Annotated in this window: 21 protein-coding genes, 1 tRNA gene and 1 pseudogene; 17 read left to right on the top strand and 6 right to left on the bottom strand. The window is 68.9% G+C overall.

The window, feature by feature from the left end; genetic code table 11:
- The first annotated feature begins 109 nt into the window (after window positions 1-109).
- The 4 genes from OQF71_RS06520 to moaA all read left to right on the top strand — a co-directional run bounded on the left by OQF71_RS06520 (window position 110) and on the right by moaA (window position 3,105).
- The gene (locus OQF71_RS06520) at window positions 110-667 is read left to right on the top strand and encodes a diadenylate cyclase (protein ID WP_280586599.1); all 558 of its coding nucleotides are present in this window, start codon (window positions 110-112) and stop codon (window positions 665-667) included.
- A 93-nt stretch (window positions 668-760) separates the two neighbouring features.
- The gene (locus tag OQF71_RS06515; protein WP_280586598.1) at window positions 761-1,186 is read left to right on the top strand and encodes a universal stress protein; all 426 of its coding nucleotides are present in this window, start codon (window positions 761-763) and stop codon (window positions 1,184-1,186) included.
- Window positions 1,187-1,191: 5 nt separating this feature from the next.
- Complete coding sequence (locus OQF71_RS06510; RefSeq protein ID WP_280586610.1) at window positions 1,192-1,959, top strand: MBL fold metallo-hydrolase; 768 nt, start codon at window positions 1,192-1,194, stop codon at window positions 1,957-1,959.
- A gap of 141 nt (window positions 1,960-2,100) precedes the next feature.
- Entirely contained in the window at window positions 2,101-3,105 is a 1,005-nt protein-coding gene (gene moaA / locus OQF71_RS06505) for a GTP 3',8-cyclase MoaA (RefSeq protein WP_280586597.1), read from the top strand.
- 35 nt (window positions 3,106-3,140) lie between these two features.
- Here moaA and OQF71_RS06500 read toward each other — a convergent pair whose 3' ends face one another.
- Together OQF71_RS06500 and OQF71_RS06495 are read right to left on the bottom strand one after the other, a co-directional pair.
- The gene (locus OQF71_RS06500; protein WP_280586596.1) at window positions 3,141-3,287 is read right to left on the bottom strand and encodes a hypothetical protein; all 147 of its coding nucleotides are present in this window, start codon (window positions 3,285-3,287) and stop codon (window positions 3,141-3,143) included.
- 238 nt (window positions 3,288-3,525) lie between these two features.
- Window positions 3,526-3,600: transfer RNA gene (locus OQF71_RS06495), tRNA-Arg, on the bottom strand.
- Window positions 3,601-3,703: 103 nt separating this feature from the next.
- Between OQF71_RS06495 and OQF71_RS06490 the strand changes: the two genes are divergently transcribed.
- Both OQF71_RS06490 and OQF71_RS06485 read left to right on the top strand, forming a co-directional pair.
- On the top strand, window positions 3,704-4,321 hold the full coding sequence (locus OQF71_RS06490; protein WP_280586595.1) for an AAA family ATPase: 618 nt from the start codon (window positions 3,704-3,706) through the stop codon (window positions 4,319-4,321).
- On the top strand, window positions 4,318-4,770 hold the full coding sequence (locus tag OQF71_RS06485; protein WP_280586594.1) for an RNA-binding domain-containing protein: 453 nt from the start codon (window positions 4,318-4,320) through the stop codon (window positions 4,768-4,770). The genes OQF71_RS06490 and OQF71_RS06485 overlap by 4 nt, the downstream gene beginning before the upstream one ends.
- Before the next feature lie 40 nt (window positions 4,771-4,810).
- On the opposite strand, the gene OQF71_RS06480 is transcribed toward OQF71_RS06485, so the two are convergent.
- From OQF71_RS06480 to OQF71_RS06465, 4 genes are all read right to left on the bottom strand, one after another.
- A complete protein-coding gene (locus OQF71_RS06480) occupies window positions 4,811-5,389 on the bottom strand; it encodes a transporter (protein ID WP_280586593.1) in 579 nt (192 codons plus the stop codon).
- 101 nt (window positions 5,390-5,490) lie between these two features.
- Window positions 5,491-6,084, bottom strand: coding sequence for a GNAT family protein (locus OQF71_RS06475; RefSeq protein WP_280586592.1), 594 nt, complete (start codon window positions 6,082-6,084; stop codon window positions 5,491-5,493).
- Between the two features lie 87 nt (window positions 6,085-6,171).
- The gene (locus OQF71_RS06470) at window positions 6,172-7,092 is read right to left on the bottom strand and encodes an EamA family transporter (RefSeq protein WP_280586591.1); all 921 of its coding nucleotides are present in this window, start codon (window positions 7,090-7,092) and stop codon (window positions 6,172-6,174) included.
- A 99-nt stretch (window positions 7,093-7,191) separates the two neighbouring features.
- Complete coding sequence (locus OQF71_RS06465) at window positions 7,192-7,869, bottom strand: ArsR family transcriptional regulator (RefSeq protein WP_280586590.1); 678 nt, start codon at window positions 7,867-7,869, stop codon at window positions 7,192-7,194.
- A gap of 155 nt (window positions 7,870-8,024) precedes the next feature.
- Between OQF71_RS06465 and gpmI the strand changes: the two genes are divergently transcribed.
- From gpmI to OQF71_RS06410, 11 genes and pseudogenes are all read left to right on the top strand, one after another.
- A complete protein-coding gene (gene gpmI / locus OQF71_RS06460) occupies window positions 8,025-9,623 on the top strand; it encodes a 2,3-bisphosphoglycerate-independent phosphoglycerate mutase (RefSeq protein ID WP_280586589.1) in 1,599 nt (532 codons plus the stop codon).
- A 66-nt stretch (window positions 9,624-9,689) separates the two neighbouring features.
- The gene (locus OQF71_RS06455; RefSeq protein WP_280586588.1) at window positions 9,690-10,877 is read left to right on the top strand and encodes a thiolase family protein; all 1,188 of its coding nucleotides are present in this window, start codon (window positions 9,690-9,692) and stop codon (window positions 10,875-10,877) included.
- 47 nt (window positions 10,878-10,924) lie between these two features.
- A complete protein-coding gene (locus OQF71_RS06450) occupies window positions 10,925-11,512 on the top strand; it encodes a DUF655 domain-containing protein (protein WP_280586587.1) in 588 nt (195 codons plus the stop codon).
- Window positions 11,513-11,557: 45 nt separating this feature from the next.
- Window positions 11,558-12,487 (top strand): 16S ribosomal RNA methyltransferase A, encoded by a 930-nt coding sequence (locus OQF71_RS06445; RefSeq protein ID WP_280586586.1) that lies wholly within the window; start codon window positions 11,558-11,560, stop codon window positions 12,485-12,487.
- 6 nt (window positions 12,488-12,493) lie between these two features.
- Window positions 12,494-13,711: a mechanosensitive ion channel family protein gene (locus OQF71_RS06440; protein ID WP_280586584.1), complete on the top strand. Its 1,218-nt coding sequence runs from the start codon at window positions 12,494-12,496 to the stop codon at window positions 13,709-13,711.
- Window positions 13,708-14,331 (top strand): HemK2/MTQ2 family protein methyltransferase, encoded by a 624-nt coding sequence (locus tag OQF71_RS06435; RefSeq protein ID WP_280586583.1) that lies wholly within the window; start codon window positions 13,708-13,710, stop codon window positions 14,329-14,331. Before OQF71_RS06440 ends, OQF71_RS06435 begins: the two co-directional genes overlap by 4 nt.
- Before the next feature lie 99 nt (window positions 14,332-14,430).
- Window positions 14,431-15,432 carry a 5-methyltetrahydropteroyltriglutamate--homocysteine methyltransferase gene (locus OQF71_RS06430; RefSeq protein ID WP_280586582.1) on the top strand — a complete coding sequence of 334 codons (1,002 nt, stop codon included), beginning with the start codon at window positions 14,431-14,433 and terminating at the stop codon, window positions 15,430-15,432.
- Complete coding sequence (locus OQF71_RS06425; protein ID WP_280586580.1) at window positions 15,432-16,502, top strand: methionine synthase; 1,071 nt, start codon at window positions 15,432-15,434, stop codon at window positions 16,500-16,502. Before OQF71_RS06430 ends, OQF71_RS06425 begins: the two co-directional genes overlap by 1 nt.
- Before the next feature lie 282 nt (window positions 16,503-16,784).
- Window positions 16,785-17,147 (top strand): helix-turn-helix domain-containing protein, encoded by a 363-nt coding sequence (locus tag OQF71_RS06420; RefSeq protein ID WP_280586579.1) that lies wholly within the window; start codon window positions 16,785-16,787, stop codon window positions 17,145-17,147.
- Window positions 17,147-17,482: a hypothetical protein gene (locus OQF71_RS06415; protein WP_280586578.1), complete on the top strand. Its 336-nt coding sequence runs from the start codon at window positions 17,147-17,149 to the stop codon at window positions 17,480-17,482. Before OQF71_RS06420 ends, OQF71_RS06415 begins: the two co-directional genes overlap by 1 nt.
- Window positions 17,483-17,581: 99 nt before the next feature.
- A pseudogene (locus OQF71_RS06410) lies at window positions 17,582-17,713 on the top strand (sugar phosphate isomerase/epimerase); the annotation flags it as partial.

Below are 17,713 nucleotides of genomic sequence, written 5' to 3'. Positions count from 1 at the left end.
GGATGAGGCGGTCCGCCCGACCCGACTCGGTGTCCCTTATATACGCCCGTCTCCTTCACGGAGACATGAACGTTCAGGAGAGTCGCGCGCAGCGCGGCGAGGAGGCGGAATGAGTCGGCTGGCGATCGAGTACGGCGCCCACGAGCGCGTCCGGGAGGTCGTCGACCGCCTGACCTACTGCGTCGAGCACGTCGGCGTCGGGTTCGACGGCTGGGAGGAGCCGCACGTCAAGGGACCGGGACTGTACTTCGCGGTCGTCGCCGACCGCGAGTACGGCGCGTACGCCGACCCGATGGGCGACAACTGCTGGCCCCGAGAGAGTTGCGCCACGGTCTTCGACGAGGAGGCGTTCGTCGACGCCGCCGAGACGGTGAGCGTCGAGCAGGACGGCGGGATCGTCGTCGCCGTCGACGGCGAGATCGAAGAGCAGATGGTTCGGTTCCGCGACTTGGGCACCCGAAGCGGCGAGTCCGACCTCGTCGACGACGTGAGCTACGAGCCGTGGATGGGGTCGCGACACATGAGCGCGATCGAGACCTCGGTCCGTCCGGAGATCGTGGCGACGGTGACGCTGAGCGAGGAGACCGGGCGCGTGAGCGTCTTCCGCGACGGGAAGGCGGCGTCGATGCGGCGCGACGAACTCGGCGGAAAGTGGCGCGCGGAGTAGGCGTCTGACGACGGTGCCGTCGCGTTCCGTCGTATTTTCGGGCCGCGACCGCGAGGCCCCATCGTTAATGTGCTGCCCGTCGAACCACCGCGTATGTACGACGAGATATTGGTGCCGACCGACGGAAGCGAGGCGGTCGACCGCGCGCTCGATCACGCGATCCGGCTGGCGAGCGACCACGACGCGACCGTCCACGCGCTGTACGTCGTCGACCGGCGAATCGCGACCGCGAACTCCGGCGACCTCCACGACGAGATCGTCGAGGATCTGGAGACGCAGGGCGAGGAGGCGGTCACCGCGGTCGCCGAGCGCGCCGAGGACGCCGACCTCGACGTCGAGACGCGCGTCGTCCGGGGGACCCCGGACACGGAGATCGTCTCGTACGCGGACGAGCACGGCATCGACGTGATCGTGATGAGCCCGGAGGGGAAGTCGCCGCGCGAGCGGATCCGGTCGCTCGGCAGCGTCTCAGACCGCGTCGCCGACGACGCGAGCGTGCCGGTGTTCCTGATCAAGTGACTCGGATGGAGCTCACGGTCCTCGGCTCCGGTAGCGCGATGCCCGTCCCCGACCGCGTGCAAGCGGGATACCTCCTCCACGACGGCGACCGCTCGCTCCTCGTCGACTGCGGCAGCGGCGTCCTCCAGCGGCTCGCCGGCACCGAGACCGGCTACGAGGGGGTCTCGACCGTCCTCCTCACGCATCACCACCTCGACCACGTCGCCGCGCTGTTGCCCCTCCTGAAGGCGCGGTGGCTCGCCGGCGAGGAACACCTCGAAGTGATCGGTCCCGCGGGGACAGCGTCGCTCGTCGACGGCCTCCTCGACGTCCACGACTACCTCGACGGCCGGGTCGATCTGGCAGTCCGAGAGGTGTCGGCGGCGCGGTCGTTCGCCGCGGCCGAGTTCGACGTCGCCGCCCGCGAGACCCGTCACTCGATGGACGGGCTTGCGTACCGGTTCTCGCCGCCGAGTTCGGACGCCGACCCCGCGGACGGCCCGCTCACGCTCTCGGGCGACACCGAGGCGTTCGCGGGGATGGCGTCGTTCGCCGACGGGAGCGACGTCCTCGTCCACGACTGCTCGTTCCCGGACGGCACCGACGTGTCGAACCATCCGAACCCCACGGAGCTCGGCGCGTCGCTCGGGAGCGTCGACGTCGACACGCTCCTCCTGTCGCACCTCTACCCGCACACGGGCGGGCGAGAGCGAGAGATGGCCCGGAGCGTCCGCGAGGCGGGGTTCGGAGGCGACGTCGAGGTCGCGAGCGACGGGCTCCGCGTCGAGATCTGAGCGACGGGCTCCGCGTCGAGATCTGAGCGACCGGGACGCCGGAGACGCGCGACCGAATCGCGGCCGGCGTAACCGAGAAGAGTTACGCAACCCGCCCGATCGACCCGGATATTTAAGCGATCGCACCCGCTCCGTTCGGGCATGGCCGGGGCACTCGCGGACGACTTCGGACGGGAGGTGACGGGGGTGCGGATCTCGCTCACTGACCGGTGTAACTTCGACTGTATCTACTGTCACAACGAGGGGTTAGGCGACACGCGGGGGCCGATGGAACCGAGCGACGACGAGATGAGCGCCGACGAGGTGATTCGCTTCCTGGAGGTCGTCGAGGGGTACGGCGTCGACTCGGTGAAGTTCACGGGCGGGGAGCCGATGCTCCGCCAAGACCTCGAAGAGATCATCGAGCGCGTCCCCGACTCGATGGAGGCGTCGATGACGACCAACGGCACCTTCCTGCCGGGTCGCGCCGAGGACCTGAAGGCGGCCGGGCTCGACCGCGTGAACGTCTCGCAGGACGCGCTCGACCCCGACGACTTCGCCGAGGTGACCAAATCCGGGGCCTACGAACGGGTGCTCGAAGGCGTCAAGGCCGCGGTCGACGCCGGGCTCGACCCCGTGAAGCTGAACATGGTCGTGTTCACGCACACCGCGGGCTACGTCGAGGAGATGGTCGACCACGTCGCGGAGAACGAGGGGCTTCAGCTCCAGCTCATCGAGTACATGCCGGAGCTCACCGGGAAGCCGGAGTGGAACATCGACATCGGGCGCGTCCACGACTGGCTCGCGGAAGAGGCCGACCGGGTCGAGCACCGCGAGATGCACGACCGGAAGCGCTACTTCGTCGGCGAGGACGCCGACGGCGAAGGCGGCGGCATGGTCGAGATCGTCGACCCCGTCGAGAACGAGGACTTCTGCGCGAACTGCGGCCGCGTCCGCGTCACCCACGAGGGATATTTAAAAGGGTGTCTCAACCGCAACGACGACCTCCAGTCGATGGGCGAGATGAGCCGCGCGGAGATCGCGGAGACGTTCGAGACGGTCGTCGCGAATCGGGTTCCCTACTACGGCGAGTACCTTGTCGAGAACGACGAGGGCGAGTACGAGCTCAACGAGGAGTACCTCGGGACGCCGAAAGTGGCGGACTGAGGTCCGATCCGAGGCGGTTCGGTTTACTCGTCGGTTCACTCCGGCGGCTCGTACGGCCGGCTGCTCCCGTCGTCGGGGAACTCCCGCAGGTACTTCGCGAACAGGTCCGCGACCCGCGTGTACGCGTCGAGAGTCGGCCACGAAGTCGCCGGGCTCCCGCTTGAGGAGCTGCGGCGAGTCATCCAGACGATGGAAAACGCTGGGACGTTTCTGGATAGTGCCCTATCGATTCCGAATGTTACGTGATTCTAGCCGTACATGAGCACAGTGGGACTCCCGCGAGCAACCGAAGAGAACGAACGGGCACAGTGGGATTCGAACCAAAATCAGACGTGTTCGCTCACTACGTTCGCTGCGCGCGACTGATAGGGTTCGAATCCCCTGCGTGCCGGTTCGCTCGTCGCTGCGCTCCTCGCTGTACGGGCACAGTGGGATTCGAACCCACGACCGTCGGATTAGAAGTCCGACGCTCTATCCGAGCTGAGCTATGTGCCCTCACCTCGACTTCTACCGCCCGATATAAAAAACGCCGACGGTTCGAGTCGACGCCGCCGACCCAACAGCAGACCTAAGGCCGGCACCGAACTACGTCGCCGTAATGAACGTCATCGGAACCGTCGGGCTCCCCGGGAGCGGGAAGGGGGAGGCGGCGAACGTGGCCGAGGCGGCCGACATCCCGGTCGTCGTGATGGGCGACGTGATCCGCGCGGAGTGCCGCCGCCGCGGGCTCGACCCCGCCGAGGACCACGGCCGGATCGCGCAGGCGCTCCGCGAGGAGGAGGGCGACGACGCCATCGCGGCGCGGACCCTTCCGCTGATCCGCGAAGCCGCCGCCGAGAGCGACCGCGACGCCGTCCTCGTCGACGGCCTGCGCTCGACCGTCGAACTGGAGCGCTTCCGCGACGCGTTCGGCGACGAGTTCACGCTCGTGGCGGTCCGGGCGCCCTTCGAGCTCCGCGCCGAGCGCCTCGACGCCCGCGGCCGCGACGACTCCGACTCCGACCTCGAGGCCCTCCGCGAGCGCGACGAGCGCGAGATTGGCCTCGGCCTCGGCGACACCCTCGACCGCGCCGACGTCGAGATCGACAACACGGGGACGCTCGACGAGTTCCAGATCCGCGTCCGGGAGGTGCTCGGCGTCGCCGAGGACGGTGGAAACGGTGAGGCGGAGGCCGACCCCGCCGACCCGGCGAACGCCAGAGGTGACGGCACGTGATCTACAGCGTCGACGTGCGGATCGAGGCCCCGGTCCGCGACACGGAGGTGACCGACCGGGTCGACGACGCGGTGCGGAACGTGTTCCCGGACGCGGAGCCGGTCCACGAGGACGGCCGGCTCGTCGCCGAGGCGCACACTCTCGACGCCTTCTCCGACGTGCTCCACGAGCAGGAGATCCTCGACACGGCCCGCCGGGTGTTCCTGCGGAACAGCACCGACGACGGGTTCGCGTTCTCCCTGAAAAAGCAGGCGGCGTTCGAGGGCGTCGTCAACTTCGCGGTGGGCGAGCCGGACGAGCTGGGCGAGATCGACGTCGACGTCCGCGTCCGCGAGCCCGACGTCGAGCCGTTCGTCGACTACGTCGCGCCGGAGACCGACGACGGCCGACCGGTAGACCCCGTCCGGGAGTACGGCGACCGGTTCGACCCCGACGAGGCCGACTACTGATATCCGGGCGGACGGCAGAACCACTACTCCTCGCGAGAAGTTAGTCGCTCAGCAGCGTCGCGCCCGCCCCGCCGATCGCGCCGAAGACCGCCGGATACACCGCGCCCGCCAGCAGCACGGCCGCGATGAGGTCGGGCGCGATCGCCCCGTCGCCGACGGGGGATCGAAAGAGGAAGGCGCCGATCGCGGCCAACGGGAGGTAGCCGACGAGGACGAACGCCCCGGCCGTTGCGCCGTCGACCGGCTCCGTCGTCCCGGCGAGCCGGCTCGCGGCGAGTCCGGCGACGGTCAGGAGGACGGGCGGGACGACGAACAGCAGCGACAGGGACCCGCCGTCGGCCTGCGAGATGAGGTTCGTCAGCTGGGAGCCGCCGACCAGCGACGGCAGCCGAGTGTCGACGAAGTGCCCGTTGTAGAACACCCAACCGACCGCCTTCCACGTCGGAATGGGGTCTCCGCCGAACAGGTCGGCGAACACGTTGAACCCCGCCAGCTGCTCCTCGATGGCGCCGCTCTGCGTGACGTACGCGAACAGGTAGCCGAGGACGTACGCGGCGGCGCCCGCGGCCGCGCCGCCGACGATGCCGCTCGCGTCGCTCGCTCGATCGGGGAGGGACATGTGTCCCGGATCCTTTCGGCCAGCGTAAGTGTCTGTTGACTCGTGGATTCCGTCGAAGGGAACCGTTTCAGTCCGGCGAGAGCCGGTCGGAGACGAACCGGTCAGCTCGTCGCCTCGCGCCACTCCGCCTGTGAAATCGTGTAGCGCACCTCGTCGTGGACGCTCCCGTCAGCGAAGGTCAGGTGGTTTCGCAACCGTCCCTCGCGCCGGCCGCCGAAGCGGTCGACGTACGTTTCGATCGCCCGCCGCGAGTTGTCGTTGTCGGGGTGATGTCCCACGGCGACGAGTTCCAGATCGAGCTCCGCGAAGGCGACCTCGACGAGCGCCGCGGCGCGCTCGCCGGAGTAGCCACGCCCCCAGAACCGCTTCCGGAGCCACGTGCCGAGCTCGGCGGTCCGCCTCTCCCAGTCGACCTCGAAGCCGCCGAAGCCGGCGAGCGCTCCCGCGCCGTCCTCGCCCTCACGGGGGCGGATGACGTAGCTCGCCGCCTCTCGGTCCGCCCAGCGCTTCCGGCCGCGTTCGAGGAATTCGAGGGTCTCCCTTTTCGTCTCGTGGGGGCTCCACGTGACGTACTCGGTCACCTCGTCGATCGCGAGGTTCGACGAGCAGATCCGGTAGCACGCGTCGAGGTCGACGTTTTCGGGGCGGCGGGCCTCCAGTCGCAGCCGGTCCGTCTCTATCGTCTCGGGGAACATGACGGTCCGTCTCGGGGGGTCGACTAAAGCGATCGGTGGGCGTGCGAGCGGATCACACGCGTCGTGAGCGGGCGCCGAGAGACCGCCTCACCCGACGACGCCGTACTCGCGGAGCGTCGACCGCAGCGCCCCCCGTTTCACGAGGGCGAAGCCGACGCAGATGATCAGGAAGCCGGCGACCGTGTTGAGCGTGATCCCCTCGCTCAGGAAGAGCCAGCCGGCGAGCGCGGCGAATACCGGGGCGACGTACGAGACGAGGTTGATCTCGATCGGACCGAGCCGGTCCAGCAGGTCGAAGTAGATGAGGAAGCCGAGCCCGCTCGCGGCGATCGACAGGTACGCCAGCGCGAGGATCCCCTCCGTCGTCCACGAGACGTCGACGAGCGACTCGCCGAGCCCGGCCGACACCAGGTGCATCAACAGCGCGCCGCCGAGCATCGACCACGCCTCCATCGTCTCGATCGGGAGGTCGGCGTCGGACGCACGGGTGAGCACCGACCCGAGCGCGAACGAGGCCGCCGCCAGCAGCACGAGGAACTTCGCGACCGTGCCGCCGCCGGTGAGGTTCGCGGGGTCGGGCGCGGCCAGCACCACCGCCCCGACGAGACCGACGAGGAGCCCGATCACGCCGACGACGGTCAGTCGCTCGGAGGGCAGGAAGGCGCGGGCGAAGACGGTCGTCAGCACGGGCGAGAGGCTGACGATCACGGCGGCGACCGCGCTCGTCACGGCGGGGTCGGTCTCGCCGACGAAGAGGAACGCGTGGTAGGCGGCGATGATCAGCGTCGCGCCGACCGCGACCACGGTCCACTCGTCGCGCCCGCGAGGGACCGGGTCGTCGACGGCGTACGCGGCGTACGCGAGCATGACGACGCCGGCGACATCGTACCGGAGCGCGGCGAACAGCACCGGCGGGAAGTACGCCAAGCCGGCCTTGATCGCCATGAACGCGGATCCCCAGACGGCGGCGAGGACGAGGAACAGCGAGAGGTCCCGTGCTCGGCTCACACGCGTCTTCCTCCGGGCGCGATTCAAAAGCTTCCGGAAGCGGCCGGACGTGCGGGGAGATCTGGGGAGGGGACCGAGAGGAATTCGAGCGCCGACGCGCTACCGGACCCGGAAGCGGTCGGCGTCGGTGTCAGCGCCGGCCTCGCGAGCGAGGACGCCGACGTCGGCGAGGCGGCCGAGCGCGTCGGCGACGGTGCCCTCGCGGGCGCCGACCTCGTCGGCCACGGCCGCGGCCGTCCCGTCCGTCTCGATCACCGCGGCGAGGGTCGCGGCGTAAAAGCGGCTGTCTGCCTCGGTGCCGAGCCGCTCGTCGATCTCCGCGAGCGTGTCCTCGACCCGGCCCTGCACCCACCGCTGGGCCAGCGAGAGCTCGCGATCGAGGTCCTGCAGGCGGGAGTACTCTCCCGCGAGATCGGCGATGTCGTTCGACGCGCCGGAGCCGTCGGGCGCCTCGATGGTGAGGTGCGGGCATCGCCCGGACATATCGAGGCTGTTCTTGGCTGGGTAGGCGCTCTTCGCACCGAAGCCGTAGGGAGAGACGCTCACCTCCAGCCGGAGACTGCGGGTGATTCGGAAGTACTTCCGGCGCTGATCGTCGGTCGTCGACTCGATCAGGCCGGCCTCTTCCAGCTTTCGTAGGTGGTCGATGACCGCCTTCGGGCTCACGTCGAGGTACTCCGAGATCTCCGTGACGTAACAGGGCTTGGTCGCGAGCAGCCGGAGGATGCGCCGCCGGTTCTCGTTCCCGAGGAGATCGAGCAGTACCGCGGAGTCCATTAACGTATGGTTAGCGTCCAGAGCGTAAAAGGCTGGCTTCCGGAGCACGACCCGATCACGTCCCCTCCCGGGATTCGCCGATCGACCCCTGTCGGTCAGCGCTCGCCCGTCGTCCGGAGCGAAGGGTAGTTAGCCCGGGGAGCGGAACGATGCGTATGGAGACGGCGCTCATCGTTCTCGACGGCTGGGGACTCGGAAGCGGGGCGAGTGGCGGTGACGGCGGCGACGCCGGAGGCGGCGACGGCGACGGCGGCGAGACGGTCGACCCCTCCGGCCGACCGGCCGGCCGTGACGCGGTCGCGGCCGCCGACACGCCGGCGTTCGACGACGCGACCGAGCGCGGCGCCGACGGCCGCCTCGTCGTCCACGGGCGGCGCGTGGGGCTCCCCGAGGGCCAGATGGGCAACTCGGAAGTCGGCCACCTGAACATCGGGGCGGGCCGCGTCGTCAAGCAGGCGTACACCCGGATCACGGACGCGCTCGCCGAGGGGTCGCTCGCGGACAACGACGCCATCGCGGGCGCGTTAGAACACGCGAAGTCGACCGGCGGGCGGGTCCACTTCATGGGGCTCGTCTCCGACGGCGGCGTCCACTCCGACGTCCAGCACCTGCTCGCGTTGATCGACGCCGCGGCCGACGCCGGGGTGCCGGCGACGACCCACGCGTTCACCGACGGCCGCGACACGGCCCCGGAGATCGCCGACCGCTTCCTCGCCGAGGTGGAGGCGAAGGCCGACGAGCGCGGGACCGGGCACGTCGCGACCGTCACGGGGCGCTACCACGCGATGGACCGCGACGAGAACTGGGAGCGCACGCGGAAGGCGTACGACGCCATCGTCGAGCGCGAGGCGCCCCACGAGGCCGAAACGCCGGTCGAGGCGGCGACCGAGGCCCACGCCCGGGGGGAGACGGACGAGTTCATCGAGCCGACGCTCGTGGGCGACGAGCCCGCGCTCGCCGACGGCGACGCCGTGATATTCTTCAACTTCCGGGCGGACCGCGCCCGCCAGCTCGTCCGACTGCTCACCGACACCCGACCGGAGTGGGAGTTCGAGGTCGACCGGCCGGAGATCCGGATGACGACCGTGACCGAGTACGACGAGACGTTCGACTTCCCGGTCGCGTTCCCGCCGGAGATACCCGAGAACACGATCGGCGAGGTCGTCGCCGACGCGGGGCTCACCCAGCTCCGGATCGCCGAGTCGGAGAAGTACCCGCACGTCACCTACTTCCTCAACGGCGGCCGCGAGGTGATGTTCCCCGGCGAGCTTCGCGAGATCGTGAACAGTCCCGACGTCCCCACCTACGACCGGCAGCCGGAGATGGCGGCGCCGGAGCTCACCGACGAGGCGATCGGGATCATCGACGCCGAGGACCCCGATCTGATGGTGCTCAACTACGCGAATCCGGACATGGTGGGCCACACCGGCGACTTCTCCGCCGCCGTCGAGGCCGTCGAGGCCGTCGACGCGCAGCTCGCCCGGCTCCTCGACGCCGTCGCCGACGCGGGCGGCCACGCCGTCGTGACCGCCGACCACGGCAACGCCGACGACATGGGCACGGTCGAGGACCCGCACACCGCGCACACGTTCAACCCGGTCCCGTTCGTCTACCTGACGCCCGACGGCGACGACGGCGACCGAGAGATCCGCGAGGACGGGTCGCTCTGCGACATCGCCCCGACGCTCGTGGACCTGATCGGGCTCGACCGCCCCGCGGAGATGACCGGCGAGCCGCTCCTCGAGAATAAATAGTAAACTTCGGTCTGATTTGCGTCGGTTCCACGACCTTTTATGAGTGTTACCGGCCTGTGATCGTTCATGACAGACGAGACTACACCGGTGATCGCCGCCGCCTACCGAACGCCACAGGGGAGAGACGGGGGCGTCTACGCCGACGTCCGTAGCGAGGACCTCTCGACGACGCTCATCGACCACACGCTCGCGGAGACCGGGCTGACGAGCGACCACGTCGACGACCTGATGTGGGGCGTCGCCCAGCAGCGAACCGAGCAGGACAACAACGTCGCCCGCGTCATCGCGCTGCTCTCGGAGCTCGGCGAGTCCGTGCCCGCGACCTCGATCAACCGCTGGTGCGCCTCCTCGATGCAGGCGATCATCTCGGCGTCGGACGCGATCGCGGCCGGGAACCGCGACTGCATCGTCGCCGGCGGCGTCGAGAACATGAGCCGCGTCCCGATGGACGGCGACTCCTACCAGCACCTCCACCCCGAACTGTCGGAGGAGTACAACATCTTCCAGCTCCAGATGGGGATGACCGCCGAGAAGGTGGCAGAGGAGTACGGGGTGAGCCGCGAGGCGCAGGACGAGTACGCGGCCCGGAGTCACCGGCGCGCCGCCGAGGCGACCGACTCCGGTCGGTTCGACGACGAGATCGTCCCCGTCGAGACCAGCGTTGCGTCGGAGACGCAACGAGCAGACGGCGAAGCCGTCGACGACGACGGGCTCGTCGAGGCGGACGAGGGGATCCGGCCGGACACGACCGCCGAGAAGCTCGCCGGCCTCTCGCCCGCGTTCACCGGCGACGGGACGGTCACGGCCGGGAACTCCTCGCAGATCTCCGACGGCGCGTCGCTCACGCTGGTGACGAGCGAGGCGTTCGCCGAGGACCACGGACTCGACGTGCTCGCGGAGGTCGGCACGAACAACGTCGCCGGCGTCGACCCCACCGTGATGGGGATCGGCCCGGTGCCCGCGACCCGCGGGCTGCTCGACCGCGCCGGAACGACGATCGACGACTACGACCTCGTCGAGCTCAACGAGGCGTTCGCCTCCCAGTGCGAGCACTCGCGGCGCGAGCTCGGTATCGACGAGGAGCGGTACAACGTCAACGGCGGCGCAATCGCCATCGGGCACCCGCTCGGCGCCTCCGGCGCGCGGCTCCCGGTGACGCTGCTTCACGAGATGCAGAAGCGCGACGCCGACCGCGGGCTCGCGACGCTCTGCGTCGGGTTCGGGCAGGGCGCCGCGATCGAGTTCTCGCGCTAAGCCGGCGCGGCACCGGTTTTTTCACCGTTCGGGACCGTAAAACGAGTATGAGCGATCCCCAATCCGACGTGCCCGACGCGGCGGACGCCGACGACGGTCCCGTCGTCGTCCTGCTGGACGTGTTGCCGAACGGGCGGCCGGACGACGACCGGCCCCCCTCGCGGAAGTCACCGGTCGCGTACGGGCTCGGGATCGACTCGTTCCGGCTGTACGAGCTCGCGCTCGACGAGGACGCGGACGCCGCTGTGAGCGACCGAATCGGGCTCGACGGCTCGGCGGTCGGCCGATACCACGAGGTGTCGTACGACGAGCTCACCCGGAACGCGGCCGCGGAGGTGGAGTACGCCGTCGAGGCGATCGTCGACGCGGACGAGGCGCGCTTCGTCGACTTCTACAACGAGGCCGGGCCGATCACGCTCCGGCTTCACCAGCTCAACCTCCTCCCCGGGATCGGCAAGCAGCTCCGGAACAACGTCCTCGACGAGCGCAAGCGCGGCCCCTTCGAGAGCTTCGCGGAGGTGTCCGAGCGCGTCTCCGGACTGCACCGCCCGCGAGAGGTTATCGTCGAGCGGATCGTCGAGGAGATCGGGAAAGACGACCTGAAGTACCAAACGTTCGCCGGGCGCGAGGAGTGATCCTCGAAACGGGACTTTTACCCGGAACGCCGGCGTATCGCGGCCATGACCGACTTATCGACGGGTGAGGCCGCGGCGTACGGGGACCGCGACCCCGACGCCCTGGCGCGGCGGGCCGGGGAGCGCGCGAACCCCGACCGCGACCAGCACTTCCTCGTCGACGACCGCGTTCTCGACCGGATCCCGGGGTACCTCCCGGACGACGCGGACGCGAGTCATCTGCTGGAGATCGGCGGAGGCGCGGGCGCGCTCACCGACCGGCTACTGGCGGCGATCGCGGGCGACGACAGCGACGGCTACAGGGCCGCCAACGCCGGCCGCGGCGCCCCCGGCCGCCTCTCCGTGATCGAGCGCGACGGGACCTTCGCCGACTTCCTCCGCGAGGAGTTCGCGACCGCGGTCGACGACGGCCTTCTCGACGTGATCGAGGGCGACGCGCTCGACGTCGATCTCCCGCCCTTTACCGCCTGCGTCGCCAACCTCCCGTACGGCGTCTCCTCGGAGATCGCCTTCCGGCTGCTCCCCGAGGGGAAGCCGCTCGTGTTGATGTTCCAGGCCGAGTTCGCCGAGCGCATGGTGGCGTCGGCCGGCGAGTCCGAGTACGGCCGGCTCTCGGTGTCCGCCCAGCACTACGCCGCCGTCGAGATCGCCGAGCGCGTGCCGAAGGAAGCGTTCGACCCCCAGCCCGCCGTCGAGAGCGCCGTCGTCCGATGTACGCCGCGCGACCCCGACTACGAGGTGGGCGACGAGGCGTTCTTCCTTCGGTTCGTGAAGGCGCTGTTCACCCAGCGCCGCAAGACGGTGCGGAACGCGATCCGGAACACCGGCCACATCTCCGGGTTGGACGACCCCGAAGCGGTCGTCGACGCGGCGGACGAGGAGCTGCTCTCGCGACGGCCCGGGACGCTGGAACCGGCCGCGTTCGCCGCGTTGGCCGAGCTTGCCCGCGAGCACGGCTCGCCGACGGAGGTGTGAGGACGAATGACGGCCGGGGGCTCCGATCTCGCGGCCGGCGTACAGGGAGTCGTCGCCGGCAACGTCGATCAGATCGCGGTCTCCGCGCTGATCGTCGCGGTCGTGCTCGCCGCGCGGTGCCTCACCCGTCGGCTGAAGCAACGAGAGGACGAACTCTCCTCTACCCGTCGGCTGCTGTTGTCGACGAGCGTCGCCGCCGTCACGGCGGCCGGCGCGATCGCGCTGATCGGGGTGTGGGACCGGAGCGGGGCGCTCATCGAGGCGGTCCGGTCCGCCGCGATCGCCGACCAGCTCTCGAACGTCGTGCTCGCGGTGGTACTCCTCGCGATCGCGTACGCGGTCACCGACTTCCTCGGCGGCGCGATCCGAGAGATATTCGCCGAGAGCGCGTCGATCTCGGACCACCAGCAGGAGGTGATCCTCCGGCTCACGCAGCTTTCGGTGTACACGGCCGCGCTGCTCGTGGTCGTCGGCCTCTTCACCGACAACGTCGGCGGGCTCCTCGTCGGGGCCGGGTTCCTCGGGATCGTGGTCGGGATGGCGGCCCGACAGACGCTCGGGGCGATCCTCGCCGGCTTCGTGCTGATGTTCTCCCGGCCGTTCGAGGTGGGCGACTGGGTGGAGGTGGGCGACCACGAGGGGACGGTCACGGAGATCTCGATCATGAGTACCCGCCTCCGATCGTTCGACGGCGAGGTTATTACGCTCCCGAACGACGACGTGCGCGCGGGGTCGATCGTCGACCGGTCCCGCCGGAACCGCCTGCGGATCGAGGTCGAGGTCGGCGTCGACTACGAGGCAGATATCGACCGCGCGGCGGCGGTGATCGAGGAGACGGTCACCGATATCGAGGACGTGGCCGCGATGCCCGAGCCGGACGCCGTGACGAAGCGGTTCGACGACTCGGCGGTCGTGCTCGGGCTCCGTTACTGGATCCGGAACCCGAGCATGCGCAAGCGCTGGCGAACCCAGACCGCCGCGATGAACGCGGTCAAGACGGCGCTCGAAGACGAGGGGATCGTGATCCCCTTCCCGCAGCAGACGCTCTCCGCTCGGGATGCCGACGCCGCCGGCCCGCAACTGGACGCGGCGGTCGAGGGGCGCGCGGCGACCCGCGGCGGATCGCGCTCGGGCGGTGAGAGCGAGGAATCAGATCCCGAGGCCGACGAGGCGACCGAGACCGACGGCGGCGACAACGACGGCTCGGAGGGGAGAGACCGATGACCGACGACCGCGACGATCACGACGGTCGCGGCGACCACGACCGCGACGCCGGCCTCGCGGAGCGACGAGGCCTCGACGAGGCGGTCGTGTACCAGCCGGCCGAGGACTCCGGACTGCTCGCGGAAGCGGCCCTCGAAGCGGCGCACGGGCGCGTGCTGGAGGTCGGCACGGGATCCGGGTGGGTCGCCCAGCAGATCGCCGAGGGGCGCGGGCTCGACGCCGTCGGCAGCGACCTCAACCCGCACGCGGCGCGAGAGGCCAACGAGCGCGGCGTCGAGGGGGTCGTCGCCGACCTCCTCACGCCGTTCCGGGCGGACGCGTTCGACACGGTGTGTTTCAACCCGCCGTACCTCCCGACCGACCCGGATAACGAGTGGGACGACTGGATGGAACACGCGCTCTCGGGCGGCGAGTCGGGCCGCGAGCTCATCGAGCCGTTCCTCGACGACGTCGGGCGCGTGCTCGCGCCCGGCGGCGTCGTCCTGCTTCTGGTCTCGTCGCTGACGGGATACGACGAGGTGCTCGCTCTCGTGGAGGACGCCGGGTTCGCGGCCGAACCGGTCGTCGAGGAGTCGTTCCCGTTCGAGACGCTCACGGTGTTGGCGCTGCGTCGGGAGTGAGGCGGACCGCGTCCGTCGTCGACGCCGAACGACTCTAATTACTGAAGGGCATAAAATACATTAGCAAATATTATACGACGGCATATCGAACCTCTGGTGATGACTGAACGAGTCGCGGCCACGCCGGGGCTGTACCCGCTCCCGGACTGGGCGAAAGAGACGCTCTCGGACCTCAAGGGTCACCAGAAGGGCGACCTGCTGAGCGGCGACGAGAGCGAGGCGATCGTGGAGGAGTACGCCGAGGTGCGCGCCGAGTACGTTACCGACCAGCTGGACGCCGGCCTCGACCGCGTCGTCGAGGGACAAGGGCGGTGGGACGACATGATCGCGCACCCGCTGACGGTGCACGAGAGCGTCGAGACCGGCGGGATCGTCCGGTACTACGACAACAACAACTTCTACCGCGACCCGCGCGTGGTCGCCGACCTCGACTTCTCCGGCGACGTGGCGCGAGAGCTAGAGGCGGCAACCGACCTGATCGACGGCGACGCGCCCCTCGCCGCGACGCTGCCGGGCCCGTACTCGCTCGCCGACCTCGCGAGCGACGAGCACTACGGCGACGAGGCGGCGTTCCAGGCCGCGATCGCCGAGTTCCTCGCCGGCGAGGTCGAGGCGTTCCCCGCCCACGAGACGCTGTTCCTCGTGGAGCCGTCGCTGGTGACGAACCCGCCCGCCGAGGGCGCGGAGTCGACCGCGACGGACGCGATCGCGACGGTCGCCGACGCGACCGACGCCGACGTGGTCGTCCAGACCTCGTACGGCGCGCTCGGCGAGAAGCTGTACGCGCACCTCGTCGACGAGGCGGGCGCGGACGCGCTCGGGCTCGACCTCGTCGCCGGCGACCGCGACGACACGGTGTACAACGTCCAGGAGTTCGGTGCCACCGACTCGCTCGCGCTCGGCCTCGTCGACGGGCAGAACACGCTCGTCGAGGAGCCGGAGACGGTCGCGGAGCGCGTCGAGTGGTTCGAGTCGCAGATCCCCGCCGAGGGGTTCGACCGCACGTACCTGACGCCGAACACCGAGCTGTTCTACCTGCCCGCCAACAAGTACCGCGCGAAGCTGCACGCGCTGGCCGCCGCCACGGAGGTGCTCGACTAATGGTCCGAAACCCCGAAGCCAACCGCGACCAGTTCCGCCCCGCCGATCACCCGAACGACGCGTTCCTGCTGACGACCGTCGTCGGCTCGTACCCGAAGCCGAAGTGGCTGAACCGCGCGGACGAGCTCGTCGACGACCCGGACTCGAAGTTCGACGCGGGCGACCTCGAAGAGGCCCACGACGACGCCTGTCGGCTCATCACCCACGAGCACGAGCGCGCCGGGCTCGATACTGTCGTCGACGGCGAGATGCGCCGCAACGAGATGGTCGAGTTCTTCGCCGACCGCATCGACGGCTACGAGTTCAACGGCCCCGTGAAGGTGTGGGGCCACAACTACTTCGACAAGCCGTCGGTCGTCGAGGAGGTCGCGTACGACGAGCCGTGGCTCGTCGACGAGTTCGAGTTCACCTCGAACGTCGCCGAGCGCCCCGTCAAGGTCCCCATCACGGGGCCGTACACCCTCGGCTTCTGGGCGTTCAACGAGGCGTACCCCTCCACCGAGGAGCTCGTCTACGACCTCGCCGACCTCGTCAACGAGGAGGTCGAGAAGCTGGTCGAGGCGGGCGCGCGCTACATCCAGATCGACGAGCCCGCGCTGGCGACGACGCCGGAGGACCACGCCATCGTCGGCGAGGCCCTCGAACGCATCGTCTCGGGCATCGACGAGGAGGTCCGCATCGGGCTCCACGTCTGTTACGGCGACTACTCCCGGATCTACCCCGAGATCAACGACTACCCGATCGACGAGTTCGACGTCGAGCTGTGCAACGGCGACTTCGAGCAGATCCCGACGTTCACCGACCCCGAGTTCGAACCCGACCTCGCGCTCGGCGTCGTCGACGCGCACACGGCAGAAATCGAGCCCGTCGAGGAGATCAAGGAGAACGTCCGGCAGGGGCTCCGCGTCGTCCCGCCGGAGAAGCTCACCGTCTCGCCCGACTGCGGGCTGAAGCTCCTGCCCCGGGAGATCGCGTACGGCAAGATGGAGAACCTGGTGACCGCGGTCCGCGAGGTCGAAGCCGAGATCGATTCCGGCGAGATCGACGTCGAGAACCCGCTCGACGACTGAGTCGGTCCATCGAAACGCGATTCAGTTGTCAATTTTCCACTGAGCTCCCGTTAGGGCGCACGGATTGCGCGACGAACGGTATTTATCGCCGTGGATCTGTTGAAACCCTTCGCCTCTGATAGGTTGCAGAAGCCATGCGAGATGCGCGCCATCTGTCTATCACGCTAGTTTTGTCAGTTTCGAAGGCCTTCAACAGAGTCATCGCGGTGAATCCCCCACTCGAACGATCCCATCGGCAGAAAACTAATTACATACGTAAGCGTAAGATTATAGTGGATTACAATGCCCGTCGATTTCGAGAGCTACCATCCGAATGACCTTCCGAATGAGGGGACAAACGGCAGACAGATTCTAGAACACCTCGCACGACATCCCGAGCTCGGGTTCACGCCGAGCGAACTCGCCGACGAACTTGAAATTCCTCGAGGAAGTGTTGGGACGACGCTAAACCGCCTCGAAGAGCGGGGGCTCGTCCGACACAAAGGCGCATATTGGGCGATCAATATCGAGGCGTACGACGCGCAAACGGCTAGCGAGATCGGCCTCCGAGCCGTCGCTGACCAGTTCGAGGGCGATCACTACGACACGAATCCCGACTGGGATGCGGCACTACCAGACATCGACGCCGAGACGAGCGGGAATTGATGCTCCGGCGTGGAAGCGTCGTCGTCGCCGTCGATCCCTACGGACACACTCCTCGACGGCCCTACCTCATCCTGAGCGACGAGACACACCCGTTTGCGGGTGAGCAATACATCGCCGCCGGAATCACGACGAAAGAGTACTCACCGTCGATTTCGCTAGCGGGACGGTTTGTCGAAGGCGACCTCTCGGAACGATCGTTCGTCTCTCCGTGGGCAGTCGTCTCTCTCCCCGAGGCCGACATCGAACGCGCAGTGGCGATCGTCGATCGGACGGTGACGAGTAGCGCGGCCAAACAGGTGGCCCGGTTCGTCGGATACGACCCGACCGACTCGTAGCTCGCGGTTCCGTAGCAGCAAGTGGTGCAAGCCGGGCATCGGTGACAGCCACAAAGTCGGCGACGCCATTTATAAGAATCCGCCACCCCCACCGCCGACATGGACATCGGCCTCACCGTCGGCGACGACCTCGACCGCTTGGCCGCGTCGCCGTCGCGGTTCGACATCTGCGAAGTCGGCGTCGGCGAGCCGACGCACGGTGCCGGCGAAGTCGGCCCCGGCCACATCGAC

This window comes from Halorubrum sp. Boch-26 (genome assembly GCF_029889805.1).
Lineage (GTDB): Archaea > Halobacteriota > Halobacteria > Halobacteriales > Haloferacaceae > Halorubrum.
Note: the sequence above shows the minus strand (reverse complement) of the source record. Positions and strands in the feature narration are given on the sequence as shown.

Coding starts and splice junctions, on each gene's coding strand:
- OQF71_RS06445 (WP_280586586.1), top strand. CDS start 11,558: ATGACCGACTTATCGACGGGTGAGGCCGCGGCGTACGGGGACCGCGAC.
- OQF71_RS06430 (WP_280586582.1), top strand. CDS start 14,431: ATGACTGAACGAGTCGCGGCCACGCCGGGGCTGTACCCGCTCCCGGAC.
- moaA (WP_280586597.1), top strand. CDS start 2,101: ATGGCCGGGGCACTCGCGGACGACTTCGGACGGGAGGTGACGGGGGTG.
- OQF71_RS06420 (WP_280586579.1), top strand. CDS start 16,785: ATGCCCGTCGATTTCGAGAGCTACCATCCGAATGACCTTCCGAATGAG.
- gpmI (WP_280586589.1), top strand. CDS start 8,025: ATGGAGACGGCGCTCATCGTTCTCGACGGCTGGGGACTCGGAAGCGGG.
- OQF71_RS06515 (WP_280586598.1), top strand. CDS start 761: ATGTACGACGAGATATTGGTGCCGACCGACGGAAGCGAGGCGGTCGAC.
- OQF71_RS06455 (WP_280586588.1), top strand. CDS start 9,690: ATGACAGACGAGACTACACCGGTGATCGCCGCCGCCTACCGAACGCCA.
- OQF71_RS06465 (WP_280586590.1), bottom strand. CDS start 7,869: ATGGACTCCGCGGTACTGCTCGATCTCCTCGGGAACGAGAACCGGCGG.
- OQF71_RS06440 (WP_280586584.1), top strand. CDS start 12,494: ATGACGGCCGGGGGCTCCGATCTCGCGGCCGGCGTACAGGGAGTCGTC.
- OQF71_RS06490 (WP_280586595.1), top strand. CDS start 3,704: ATGAACGTCATCGGAACCGTCGGGCTCCCCGGGAGCGGGAAGGGGGAG.
- OQF71_RS06480 (WP_280586593.1), bottom strand. CDS start 5,389: ATGTCCCTCCCCGATCGAGCGAGCGACGCGAGCGGCATCGTCGGCGGC.
- OQF71_RS06435 (WP_280586583.1), top strand. CDS start 13,708: ATGACCGACGACCGCGACGATCACGACGGTCGCGGCGACCACGACCGC.
- OQF71_RS06510 (WP_280586610.1), top strand. CDS start 1,192: ATGGAGCTCACGGTCCTCGGCTCCGGTAGCGCGATGCCCGTCCCCGAC.
- OQF71_RS06500 (WP_280586596.1), bottom strand. CDS start 3,287: ATGACTCGCCGCAGCTCCTCAAGCGGGAGCCCGGCGACTTCGTGGCCG.
- OQF71_RS06475 (WP_280586592.1), bottom strand. CDS start 6,084: ATGTTCCCCGAGACGATAGAGACGGACCGGCTGCGACTGGAGGCCCGC.
- OQF71_RS06520 (WP_280586599.1), top strand. CDS start 110: ATGAGTCGGCTGGCGATCGAGTACGGCGCCCACGAGCGCGTCCGGGAG.
- OQF71_RS06415 (WP_280586578.1), top strand. CDS start 17,147: ATGCTCCGGCGTGGAAGCGTCGTCGTCGCCGTCGATCCCTACGGACAC.
- OQF71_RS06425 (WP_280586580.1), top strand. CDS start 15,432: ATGGTCCGAAACCCCGAAGCCAACCGCGACCAGTTCCGCCCCGCCGAT.
- OQF71_RS06450 (WP_280586587.1), top strand. CDS start 10,925: ATGAGCGATCCCCAATCCGACGTGCCCGACGCGGCGGACGCCGACGAC.